At 45.8% G+C, this 11308-nt stretch carries 12 protein-coding genes and 2 rRNA genes (1 of these 14 running past the window's edge); 2 read left to right on the forward strand and 12 right to left on the reverse strand.

The window, feature by feature from the left end:
- The first annotated feature begins 60 nt into the window (after positions 1–60).
- Complete coding sequence (locus tag LLY41_RS00720; protein WP_095246035.1) at positions 61–345, forward strand: transition state genes transcriptional regulator AbrB; 285 nt, start codon at positions 61–63, stop codon at positions 343–345.
- A 39-nt stretch (positions 346–384) separates the two neighbouring features.
- On the opposite strand, the gene rsmI is transcribed toward LLY41_RS00720, so the two are convergent.
- From rsmI to LLY41_RS00770, 10 genes are all read right to left on the reverse strand, one after another.
- Positions 385–1266: a 16S rRNA (cytidine(1402)-2'-O)-methyltransferase gene (rsmI, locus tag LLY41_RS00725; protein ID WP_095246034.1), complete on the reverse strand. Its 882-nt coding sequence runs from the start codon at positions 1264–1266 to the stop codon at positions 385–387.
- Positions 1244–1528, reverse strand: coding sequence for a GIY-YIG nuclease family protein (locus tag LLY41_RS00730; protein ID WP_095246033.1), 285 nt, complete (start codon positions 1526–1528; stop codon positions 1244–1246). Before LLY41_RS00730 ends, rsmI begins: the two co-directional genes overlap by 23 nt.
- Positions 1518–2258, reverse strand: a complete 741-nt coding sequence (locus LLY41_RS00735; RefSeq protein ID WP_095246048.1) for a tRNA1(Val) (adenine(37)-N6)-methyltransferase — start codon at positions 2256–2258, stop codon at positions 1518–1520. The genes LLY41_RS00730 and LLY41_RS00735 overlap by 11 nt, the downstream gene beginning before the upstream one ends.
- Before the next feature lie 348 nt (positions 2259–2606).
- Positions 2607–2981, reverse strand: a complete 375-nt coding sequence (gene yabA, locus LLY41_RS00740; RefSeq protein WP_095246032.1) for a DNA replication initiation control protein YabA — start codon at positions 2979–2981, stop codon at positions 2607–2609.
- A gap of 12 nt (positions 2982–2993) precedes the next feature.
- Positions 2994–3821 carry a PSP1 domain-containing protein gene (locus tag LLY41_RS00745; protein ID WP_035332950.1) on the reverse strand — a complete coding sequence of 276 codons (828 nt, stop codon included), beginning with the start codon at positions 3819–3821 and terminating at the stop codon, positions 2994–2996.
- Positions 3814–4821 carry a DNA polymerase III subunit delta' gene (gene holB, locus LLY41_RS00750; protein WP_095246031.1) on the reverse strand — a complete coding sequence of 336 codons (1008 nt, stop codon included), beginning with the start codon at positions 4819–4821 and terminating at the stop codon, positions 3814–3816. The genes LLY41_RS00745 and holB overlap by 8 nt, the downstream gene beginning before the upstream one ends.
- A gap of 13 nt (positions 4822–4834) precedes the next feature.
- On the reverse strand, positions 4835–5275 hold the full coding sequence (locus LLY41_RS00755; protein WP_304586668.1) for a YaaR family protein: 441 nt from the start codon (positions 5273–5275) through the stop codon (positions 4835–4837).
- A gap of 42 nt (positions 5276–5317) precedes the next feature.
- Positions 5318–5647, reverse strand: a complete 330-nt coding sequence (locus LLY41_RS00760; protein ID WP_095246029.1) for a cyclic di-AMP receptor DarA — start codon at positions 5645–5647, stop codon at positions 5318–5320.
- 143 nt (positions 5648–5790) lie between these two features.
- Entirely contained in the window at positions 5791–6417 is a 627-nt protein-coding gene (tmk, locus tag LLY41_RS00765) for a dTMP kinase (RefSeq protein ID WP_304586669.1), read from the reverse strand.
- 20 nt (positions 6418–6437) lie between these two features.
- A complete protein-coding gene (locus LLY41_RS00770; RefSeq protein WP_304586670.1) occupies positions 6438–7874 on the reverse strand; it encodes an aminotransferase class I/II-fold pyridoxal phosphate-dependent enzyme in 1437 nt (478 codons plus the stop codon).
- Positions 7875–8132: 258 nt separating this feature from the next.
- On the opposite strand from LLY41_RS00770, the gene LLY41_RS00775 reads away from it, so the two are divergent.
- Positions 8133–8336, forward strand: a complete 204-nt coding sequence (locus tag LLY41_RS00775) for a sigma factor G inhibitor Gin (protein WP_095246026.1) — start codon at positions 8133–8135, stop codon at positions 8334–8336.
- A gap of 424 nt (positions 8337–8760) precedes the next feature.
- Here LLY41_RS00775 and rrf read toward each other — a convergent pair.
- Positions 8761–8877, reverse strand: a 5S ribosomal RNA gene (rrf, locus tag LLY41_RS00780).
- A gap of 81 nt (positions 8878–8958) precedes the next feature.
- Positions 8959–11308 (reverse strand): 23S ribosomal RNA (locus tag LLY41_RS00785); it runs 586 nt beyond the window's last position.

Here is an 11308-nt window from a genome sequence, read left to right on the forward strand (position 1 = left end):
ATGACGAAACTATATAGATAGAGAAAAATATTTTTGGAGATTTGAGAGGAGAATTTTATTATGAAATCTACAGGTATTGTTCGTAAAGTTGATGAGCTTGGCCGCGTAGTAATCCCTATTGAACTAAGACGCACACTTGGAATCGCTGAAAAGGATGCTTTGGAAATCTACGTAGATGACGAAAGAATCATCCTTAAAAAGTACAAGCCAAACATGACTTGCCACGTTACCGGGGAAGTATCTGATGATAATATCACACTTGCTAACGGCAAACTAATCTTAAGCCGTGACGGTGCAGAGCAGCTGTTAAAAGAAATTCAAAACACTTTTGAAACTGTTAAATAATAATGTACAAAAGCTTCTCACTTGTGTGAGAAGCTTTTTTTATTCTTCTATATGATAAGCATGGTAAACATCCCGCTTATTTAATTCCCGATCTTTTGCAGTTTGCTTGATGGCTTCCTTGCTCGAGAGTCCAGTTTCTTCTATATAATGTCTGACATGATCCTCAATCGAATGATTCTCCCACCAGGCAGCTTCTGCCTCCTGCACAGTTTCGGAAGTCCCTTCAATAATAATCACAAATTCTCCTCTCACTTCGCCGCCGCTTGAAGCCCATTCCATCACTTCTTCTACAGTTCCCCGGATAAATTCTTCATATCTCTTCGTCAGTTCACGGCATAACGCAATATTCCTGTTGCCCATGACCACAGACATCAGTGAGAGGGTTTCCTTCAGGCGATGGGGAGCTTCATATAAGATGACGGTTGCCGATTGCCTAGAGAGATCCTCGAGCTCCTGCTTCTTGTGTTTCTTCTGCCTGTTCAAAAACCCATAGAAATAAAAAGGCTGGGTGTTGATGCCGGAAGCAATCAGGCCGGTTAATGCAGCATTCGCACCGGGAAGGGGCACCACTGTCAGCTTTTCTTCAGCAGCCGCTGTTACAAGGTCATAGCCCGGGTCTGAAATCGCAGGCATCCCTGCATCACTGACAAGGGCAATTTTTGCGCCATTGGCCACTTTTTCAAGCAGCTTCTGTCCGCTGATTTCCTTATTATGTTCATGATAGCTGATGATGGGTGTGTCAATCTCAAAATGATTGCATAGCTTCTTTGTATTGCGCGTATCCTCCGCTGCAATAAAGTCCGCTTCCTTCAGGATTCTAACCGCCCTGAAGCTCATGTCTTCCAGATTGCCGATTGGAGTCGGGACTAAATATAAAATTCCTTTTGTCTCTTCATGCTCAAAGCTTTTTTGCTGCCACATATGTACCACCCGTCTCTTTCATTAAAAACTCGTCCTTCTTCTTCCGGGACAATTGTTTGAATTCATATTCCGCTCTCATCGCTTCGCCTTTTTCCGAAAAGGAACGGGAGAAGACCAGCTCAACCGGTCCTCTTCCTCTGGTATACTTGGCCCCTTTTCCTTCATTATGGACCTTCACCCGTTTTTCAAGATCATTGGTGTAACCTGCATACAAGCTGCCATCACGGCAATGGAGAACGTAAAAAAAATGGCTATTCTCCATATAAAATCTCTCTCATTTCGGGTGTGTATTCATTTTCTTCATTATATACAAATAAAGGAGGCAGGATTTTCAGGTCCGGATTGCCGTTTTTGACTGCCTCAATCAGCAGGGTGTTTGCTTCTTTTCCGACCTTCGGATAAACAAACTGCACCCTTTTCGGCTCCAGCTTATACTTGCGCATTAGGGTGACAATGTCGAGGAACCTGCCCGGCCTGTGCACAAATGCCACCTTGCCTCCCTGTCTCGCAAGCCCGCTTGACGCTTTCACCGCATCCTCAAGCGTACACAGAATTTCATGGCGGGCAATCGCCAAATGCTCATTTTCATTGATTTCATCCTTAGAAGGTGTTGGAAAGTAAGGCGGGTTGCAGGTGACAACATCAAATTTTCCATAACCTAATTCCTGATGGATCTCTTTAATATCCCCCTGAATCATCTTAATCCGGTCTTGAAGCTTATTGTATTCAATGCTTCTGACCGCCATATCATGCAGACGCTCCTGAATTTCGACGCCTGTAATGGCCCCCTTTGTTCTTGTGCTCAAAAAAAGCGGAATCACACCATTTCCACTGCACAAATCAATAAGATTGCCTTTTTGAATCGGCACATACACAAACCGGGCCAGCAGGACAGCATCCAGTGAAAAAGAAAAAACGGCCGGGCTTTGGATGATTCTCATATCTTCAGCCAGCAAATAGTCCAGCCGCTCCCCTTCTTTTAAAAAATCCATTCTTGATCCTCCATGCTTCAAAGAAAAGCGCAAGCGCCTTGCCCACCCCCGACAAGCACAAGACAAGCCTCACGGAAAGGCGTTCTTTGCCTTTTTGGGAGGATTGCCCGAAAGGTGGAGGCGACTGCCCAGGGACGACAGGCATAAGACGGTTCCTGTAAGAAGGCGTTTTTCCTTCTGAAAGGAAACGGCTTATGACCCCGAGTCCCTAGGAGCCGAAACAAGACAAGCTTGTGACCTCGAGGGGGTAGGCGCTGAGCTAGACAGTTCTCGAAGTTCAAAGTATACTTTCTCTGATTCTTTGCTTTTATGGAAAAATAGCCTTCCTATCACAGGAAGGCTAAAAGTTTACTTCTTATTCAGGAAAGACAGGCAAAACAGACAGTCTCCCTCTTTACGCGGGCTGCCGAAATGGAGATTGCAAATGTGAAAGCCTTCCTGATAGAGGCGTGCCAGGTTATCATAGCCTTCGCCAATATCAATCACCCTATCATTATCTGCAGCATCGGCAGACTGCTCTGATTTGCTTTTTTTCGCCGATGTACTTTCCTTTTCTGCAGGTATGTCTAAATGACGTCGTAAATGTTCATTTTCCAGCTTCAAAGAGTTATTCTCTTCAAGTATTTCTGCCAAATGCTGCTTTAACTCACCAAGCTGCTGATATAACTCTCCAATTTGGGTTTCCATATTACTCACAGAGTCAAAGATTTCTTTTTTATCCACGACTTCCACCTCTTAATCTGTGGACTGAACTGATACAGCACCTTGTTTTAAAATTTCATCCAGTGTATATTCGAGGACGCGCTCGGCTTCTTTTACATCAACCTGCAGCACACGCTCCAATATATTCAAGCCTACCACTTTTCCGGCTCCATCCGGGGTCTGAATCCATTCCCCAAGATCCGGGAGCATTTCTTTTGCTGCTTCATACTCATCATTTTCATATTTCAGGCAGCACATTAAGCGGCCGCATAAACCCGATATTTTCGTTGGGTTCAGCGATAGATTCTGGTCCTTTGCCATCTTAATGGATACAGGATCAAAGTCACCCAGGAAAGTGGAACAGCACAGCATTCTGCCGCATGGTCCAATACCGCCCAGCATTTTTGCCTCATCCCTCACACCAATCTGGCGAAGTTCAATCCTTGTCCGGAAGATGGCTGCGAGATCTTTGACAAGCTCGCGGAAGTCAACCCGGCCATCAGCCGTAAAGTAGAAGATGACCTTATTTCGGTCAAATGTATATTCAACATCCACCAGCTTCATATCAAGCTGATGTGTTTGTACCTTTTCACAGCATACCTCGTATGCTTCCTTGGCGGCCTGCTTGTTCTCCTCAACAATCATGCGATCCTTTTGATCTGCAATACGAAGAACCTTTTTTAATGGAAGGACAACATCATGCTCATCAACCTGCTTCGGGGCAATTACCACTTTTCCGTATTCAACGCCTCGGACAGTTTCGACAATGACAAAGTCATCCTTTTGTATTGAGAGATCTCCGGGATCAAAATAATAAATCTTGCCCGCTTTTTTAAAGCGCACTCCTACTACATCATACAAAGGAAGATCCCTCCTGCAATTTTAGCACAAGCTGTTCCATCAACAGCTGCGGATTCATATTTGCCTGCAATTTTCTTTTGGCTTCCAAAACAGCCGTCATCTGTTCCGTCAGGCGTTTGGTGGAAGATTGCAGCGCAAACTGCTCTAAACGTTTTCGTTCGTTCTGATGGACAACCTGGTCTTGTTTCCCAAGCTGAATATATAGTAAATCTTTAAAAATAAGAAGTAATAGATCCAAGCCGCGATCAATCTGCTCTTTTTCTTTAAAGTGCAAGAACCAATCCTCCTGAAGGGCAACCATTGCCTCAAGCGGATTTTTCTTTACCACTTCATATAATTTTAACACTATTTTTTGTGCTTGTACAAACCAATCATCTGAACTATATTGTAAAGCTTCATCCAAATTATTGGTAATTTGTGCAAGTAATGGTGCCTGGGCAGGATCCACTCCATTATTTTTTAACTGCTGAATCATTTCAGCAGGAGATAATGGTTTAAAAGAAATGGACTGGCAGCGGGATAGAATAGTAGGAAGCATCTGCTGTGACTGCTCGGTAATCAGCACAGCGGTCGTCTCTGAATGGGGTTCCTCCAGAAATTTAAGCAGACTGTTGGCAGCGTTCACTGTCATTTTGTCAGCATGAACAATCACATACAGTTTCCGCCTGGATTCTACCCCGGTCTTTGAAAACTCTTCCTGCAGGCTTTGAATCTGATTTTTTTTGATAGAAAGCCCGTCCGGCTCCAGAATATGAACATCCGGATGATTTCCGCTGTTTATCCTTTTGCAGTTTGAACATGTTTCACATGGAACATATCCTTCAAGCGGCTCACGGCAGAATCGGCTCTTCGCCAAAAGCATGCTTGCTTCCCGCTTTCCTGTTCCTTTCATCCCTTCAAACAAGTAGGCGTGGGCCAGCCGATCCTTTACTATGCTATTTTTAAACATTTTTAATACAACTGGCTGTATAGCCTCCAGCTGTTCCCACGTTTTTCCCACAAGTATCACTCACTTACATATATAAATTTATTAGGAGTCCCTTAATCTCTCCGACTTTTCCTAATATATCAATAGAAGATTCTTCTTTTTTCATTAATTCATCTGTCAGCTCTGAAAGCTTTTCATCAACCGTTTCCACCACTTTCAGAGACCGGCCCTGTCCATGCTGGTTCCAGCTGTGCGATTGCCTCAGCTCCATTCCAAAATCAACCGCTTCCTTCACAAACTTTTTCACAAGCGTTTTAAATTTAGCCAGATCCTTAAAGGTTCTGGAGCGGGCCAGCCGTTCTCCCGCGGCATCTATATCCTTTAACAGACCCTGAAGCTGGGAAGACTGCATTTTCTGGTCCTGCTTTTGCACCATTTCAGAAAATTTAACACCGTTCCCGGCTGCCTGCTTCTGCTCATTACGGACATTTTCCATCTTGAGCCGAAGTTCCTGATTAATTTTCATAACTGATCCTCCGCAAAGGGCTCAAAGCTCCCTCTGTAATGATTAAAAATGATGGAACTGCTCGACTGGCAGAACAAAGACTGTCGCACCGCCAACCTCAACTTCAACAGGGTATGGCACATAAGAATCAGCGTTTCCGCCCATCGGCGATACCGGTGCAACCAGCTGGTCTCTTGCTCTGCAATTTTCCTTAATAATCTGCATGGCTCTCTCCACACGGATATCCTCTGTTCCGATCATGAACGTTGTATTGCCTGATTTCAAGAATCCGCCCGTGCTGGCCAATTTTGTCGCACGAAAGTTATTGTCAACCAGAGCATTCATTAGCTTATTGCTGTCCTGATCCTGAATGACTGCCAGAATTAATTTCATAAGCCCATCCCCTTTACAAAGTTTTCATCCGTTTTGTCTTACTTTTATTATATCAATTATTTTATCTTCAAGCAGAAATTAAGGGAATACAGAAAAAATATTTTAAAAAAGCCTTAAAGAAATATGATCTTTAAGGCAGATTTTTATATTCGTTCTTTCAGCTTAGTCACCGCCTGCTGATACACTTCCTCCAATGGCTTTGAAGCATCGATCTTAAAGATGCGCTCCGGGTAAAGCTCCATTAGCTTCAGATAGCCCTCCCGCACTTTATGGTGAAAGTCGAGCTTTTCCAGGTCCAGGCGGTTCACTTCACGTCCTTTATGCTGATTGATTCTTTCCAGCCCGGCTTCAGGATCTATATCAAAATACAAAGTCAGTTCGGGCATCATGCCTTCAATGGCAAAGCTGTTGATGGAGTAGACCTCCTCAATGCCAAGTCCTCTTGCATAACCCTGATAGGCAAGAGAGCTATCAATAAACCGGTCACATAAAATGATAGATCCCTCATCCAGTGCCGGCTTTACTTTCTCGGCCAGGTGCTGCCTTCTGGCTGCCGCATACAGCAGAGCCTCTGTTCTCGGGTCCATCTTTGTATTCTTTTTATCAAGTATGACACTTCGGATTTGCTCAGCGATCTCAATTCCGCCAGGTTCTCTTGTCTGAAGCACCTGATAGCCTTCCTTTGCCAGATTAGTTGCCAGCATATCAATAATCGTAGTCTTTCCGGCACCCTCAGGTCCTTCGACCGTAATAAACTTACCTTTTTTCATTTTATTTCCTCCAGCTGCTTTTATAGATCCTGAAAAATGTTGATCCTGCCTGCTTTTAAATTGTCTCCATTTTGAAACCGTGCTCCGGCCTGAATTTGAAATCTGATGTTTTCGATATCTTCGCTCTCAATGATTTCACCCGGATATAAGAGCGGAATGCCTGGCGGATAAGGAATTACCTGCTGAGCGCATATTTTACCGGCCGCCTCTTCCAATGCCACCGTTTTAATGGTGTGCTGACTCTGTTCCTTTTGCTCAAGGGCAAGGCCAGAGACAGGCTTTTTACTAAAAGTGATTCTTTCCTGGCGTTCTGCCGGTTGGAATGATGTCAATTCCTCTTTCAAACATTCAACAACCCGGTCAAATGGATAATCCATATCGTTCTTCAAAAGTGGTAAAACGAACAGGACATTATAGGGATCCGCCATTTCCGTAAAGATCCCGTGCTTCTCCAGAAGAGTCTGCAGGTCAAACCCGCTGAGTGTGGTTTCTGACTGGATGGTTACCTTTAAAGGGTCACCGTTGTGATGTTGGAATGGCAGTACCTTAATGCCTTTAATACTGTTAAGACTCTTCCTGAAATACCCGATCTTTTCTAGCAGTGCTTCCTCATCCTTTTTTGAAAATGAAGCTAAATAAGCCCTTGCCAAATCAAGAGAAGCCATAATCGGATAGGAAGGGCTGCTTGATTGAAGTATCCCCAGATAGTTGGTCACTTTTTCTTCCTTTATAAACCGGCTGTTAAAATGCAGATAAGCACCCATCGTCATAGCAGGCAGCGTTTTATGTGCCGATTGTACAGTAAGATCTGCCTGAAGCTGAACGGCCGAAGCGGGAAAATGGCTCCCGCCCATTAAATGGGCTCCATGTGCCTCATCCACCAGCACCGGAATACCATGATCGTGGGCACAGTGTATAATATTTTCAAGGTCGTAGACCATTCCATAATAATTCGGATAGGTTAAAATGATTGCTTTTGCATCCGGATATTGCCTGATCGCCTCTTTAACCGTTTCTAAAGCCACTCCCCCGGCGACGCCCCACTCTTCATTAAACTCAGGCGCTAAAAAGACCGGCTTCGCTTTAGCCAAAGTAATGCCATTCAGGATGGATTTATGGCAGTTCCGCTGGACCAGTACAGTCTCATTTTCGTCTGCGGCTGACAGGACCATGGCAAGATTCCCTGCAGTCGATCCGTTCACAAGGAAAAAGCTTTTTGAAACTTCATACAGGCTGGCAAGCAGCTCCTGTGCCTCCAGGATGACCCCTTCAGGAGAATGCAAATCATCCAGTCCGCTGAGCTCCGTAGCATCAAGCTTTAAAATATGTTTAAAATAATCTGCTCCCTCACCAGCTGCAAGAAACCCATTCTTATGGCCCGGCACATGAAAGGATAACGGCTGGTGTGAAGCATGTATTTGTAATTGATTCCATAATGGAGTGTTTTTTTGATTCATATGTTCACACTTTCCTATGATTCTTCTCCTATTTTAACAAAACAAGTATGTAACTGCTACATAAGGACGATATCTGTGCCAGTCCCTGAAGCATCAAGCAAAATAATAAAAGAAATCCTTTATAGACATACACCCAAATTAGATTTTCATCATACAATATTAATCAAGTAACCTCAGAAAAAACCCGCCAGTGAAAATTCAAAAAATTGTATACAATAATAGTAATCTGGGCAGACTAAGGGTATGGAGGTGGAGTGATTGGGTTCGCTATTAGCAAAAAAACAGGCAGGGGAAGAATGTGTCATATGCGAGCAGGAAAAGACCAGGGGAATACATCTATACACTTCTTTTATCTGCACAGATTGTGAAAATGATTTAATCACCACGGATACAAGTCATCCAAAATATAATTATTACTTAAAGAAGCTGCGGAAAATAACAATGCCGGAGATATTTTCTTGAAATGTAAGCCCTTTGCTAGGGGCTTTTTATTTTTTGTGCTGCCGGGGCAGCTCTGGGATGGCGCGGGATTTCAGGCTTGCTGGGAATTTATTTTGGCGCGCGCCTGGGGTTTGGTGGTTTATCTGACAGGTTGTGGAGTTTATCTGACATGTTTTGGGTTTTATCTAGCATGTTTTTGAATTTATCTAACATGTTTTTTGATTTATCTAGCATGTTTTGGAGTTTATCTTACATTTGGCACAATTCTTCTTCGCAGAGAACGAAATGACTATGAAAATAGGGAACGGTGCATATAATTTGATTCTGGCGCATATAGCATGAAAGTGACGCATAACTGCACTTTTCAATATAAAGAAGAGTCCAACTGATTCAGATCCCAATAATTACACACAAAAAAGAGCACCCATCAGGTGCTCTTTCATTTGCCCGGCAGCGTCCTACTCTCACAGGGGGACAGCCCCCAACTACCATCGGCGCTGAGAAGCTTAACTTCCGTGTTCGGTATGGGAACGGGTGTGACCTTCTCGCTATCGCCACCGGACTATTTGGTTTGAAGAAACTTCGTTCCCTCAAAACTAGATAATGCATGAAGAAGCATTTGCCGAGTAATAACCAATATAACTTGGTTAAGTCCTCGATCGATTAGTATCAGTCAGCTCCACATGTCGCCACGCTTCCACCTCTGACCTATCAACCTGATCATCTTTCAGGGATCTTACTAGCTTGACGCTATGGGAAATCTCATCTCGAGGGGGGCTTCATGCTTAGATGCTTTCAGCACTTATCCCTTCCGCACATAGCTACCCAGCGATGCCTTTGGCAAGACAACTGGTACACCAGCGGTGCGTCCATCCCGGTCCTCTCGTACTAAGGACAGCTCCTCTCAAATTTCCTGCGCCCACGACGGATAGGGACCGAACTGTCTCACGACGTTCTGAACCCAGCTCGCGTACCGCTTTAATGGGCGAACAGCCCAACCCTTGGGACCGACTACAGCCCCAGGATGCGATGAGCCGACATCGAGGTGCCAAACCTCCCCGTCGATGTGGACTCTTGGGGGAGATAAGCCTGTTATCCCCGGGGTAGCTTTTATCCGTTGAGCGATGGCCCTTCCATGCGGAACCACCGGATCACTAAGCCCGACTTTCGTCCCTGCTCGACTTGTAGGTCTCGCAGTCAAGCTCCCTTGTGCCTTTACACTCTGCGAATGATTTCCAACCATTCTGAGGGAACCTTTGGGCGCCTCCGTTACTTTTTAGGAGGCGACCGCCCCAGTCAAACTGCCCACCTGACACTGTCTCCCGCCCCGATCAGGGGCGCGGGTTAGAATTTCAATACAGCCAGGGTAGTATCCCACCGACGCCTCCACCGAAGCTAGCGCTCCGGCTTCTCAGGCTCCTACCTATCCTGTACAAGCTGTACCAAAATTCAATATCAGGCTACAGTAAAGCTCCACGGGGTCTTTCCGTCCTGTCGCGGGTAACCTGCATCTTCACAGGTACTATAATTTCACCGAGTCTCTCGTTGAGACAGTGCCCAGATCGTTACGCCTTTCGTGCGGGTCGGAACTTACCCGACAAGGAATTTCGCTACCTTAGGACCGTTATAGTTACGGCCGCCGTTTACTGGGGCTTCGATTCAAAGCTTCGCTTGCGCTAACCTCTCCTCTTAACCTTCCAGCACCGGGCAGGCGTCAGCCCCTATACTTCGCCTTGCGGCTTCGCAGAGACCTGTGTTTTTGCTAAACAGTCGCCTGGGCCTATTCACTGCGGCTCATCAGGGCTATTCACCCTAATGAGCACCCCTTCTCCCGAAGTTACGGGGTCATTTTGCCGAGTTCCTTAACGAGAGTTCTCTCGCTCACCTTAGGATTCTCTCCTCGCCTACCTGTGTCGGTTTGCGGTACGGGCACCTTTTCCCTCGCTAGAGGCTTTTCTTGGCAGTGTGGAATCAGGAACTTCGGTACTAAATTTCCCTCGCCGTCACAGCTCAGCCTATGTGGTAACGGGATTTGCCTCGTTACCGGCCTAACTGCTTGGACGCGCTAATCCAGCAGCGCGCTTACCCTATCCTCCTGCGTCCCCCCATTGCTCAAACGGTAAAGAGGTGGTACAGGAATATCAACCTGTTGTCCATCGCCTACGCTTTTCAGCCTCGGCTTAGGTCCCGACTAACCCTGAGCGGACGAGCCTTCCTCAGGAAACCTTAGGCATTCGGTGGATGGGATTCTCACCCATCTTTCGCTACTCATACCGGCATTCTCACTTCTAAGCGCTCCACCAGTCCTTGCGGTCTGGCTTCAACGCCCTTAGAACGCTCTCCTACCACTGACATCGAAAGATGTCAATCCACAGCTTCGGTGATACGTTTAGCCCCGGTACATTTTCGGCGCGGAGTCACTCGACCAGTGAGCTATTACGCACTCTTTAAATGGTGGCTGCTTCTAAGCCAACATCCTGGTTGTCTAAGCAACTCCACATCCTTTTCCACTTAACGTATACTTTGGGACCTTAGCTGGTGGTCTGGGCTGTTTCCCTCTTGACTACGGATCTTATCACTCGCAGTCTGACTCCCATGGATAAGTCTTTGGCATTCGGAGTTTGTCTGAATTCGGTAACCCGATGGGGGCCCCTAGTCCAAACAGTGCTCTACCTCCAAGACTCTTACTACATGAGGCTAGCCCTAAAGCTATTTCGGAGAGAACCAGCTATCTCCAGGTTCGATTGGAATTTCTCCGCTACCCACACCTCATCCCCGCACTTTTCAACGTGCGTGGGTTCGGGCCTCCATCCAGTGTTACCTGGACTTCACCCTGGACATGGGTAGATCACCTGGTTTCGGGTCTACGACCACATACTCATTCGCCCTATTCAGACTCGCTTTCGCTGCGGCTCCGTCTTATCAACTTAACCTCGCATGTAATCGTAACTCGCCGGTTCATTCTACAAAAGGCACGCTATCACCCATTAACG

It is taken from the genome of Cytobacillus firmus (assembly GCF_023612095.1).
In the GTDB taxonomy this organism is placed as follows: Bacteria; Bacillota; Bacilli; order Bacillales; family Cytobacillaceae; genus Cytobacillus.

Coding starts and splice junctions, on each gene's coding strand:
- LLY41_RS00720 (WP_095246035.1), top strand. CDS start 61: ATGAAATCTACAGGTATTGTTCGTAAAGTTGATGAGCTTGGCCGCGTA.
- rsmI (WP_095246034.1), bottom strand. CDS start 1,266: ATGTGGCAGCAAAAAAGCTTTGAGCATGAAGAGACAAAAGGAATTTTA.
- LLY41_RS00730 (WP_095246033.1), bottom strand. CDS start 1,528: ATGGAGAATAGCCATTTTTTTTACGTTCTCCATTGCCGTGATGGCAGC.
- LLY41_RS00735 (WP_095246048.1), bottom strand. CDS start 2,258: ATGGATTTTTTAAAAGAAGGGGAGCGGCTGGACTATTTGCTGGCTGAA.
- LLY41_RS00755 (WP_304586668.1), bottom strand. CDS start 5,275: ATGAAAATTAATCAGGAACTTCGGCTCAAGATGGAAAATGTCCGTAAT.
- LLY41_RS00760 (WP_095246029.1), bottom strand. CDS start 5,647: ATGAAATTAATTCTGGCAGTCATTCAGGATCAGGACAGCAATAAGCTA.
- tmk (WP_304586669.1), bottom strand. CDS start 6,417: ATGAAAAAAGGTAAGTTTATTACGGTCGAAGGACCTGAGGGTGCCGGA.
- LLY41_RS00770 (WP_304586670.1), bottom strand. CDS start 7,874: ATGAATCAAAAAAACACTCCATTATGGAATCAATTACAAATACATGCT.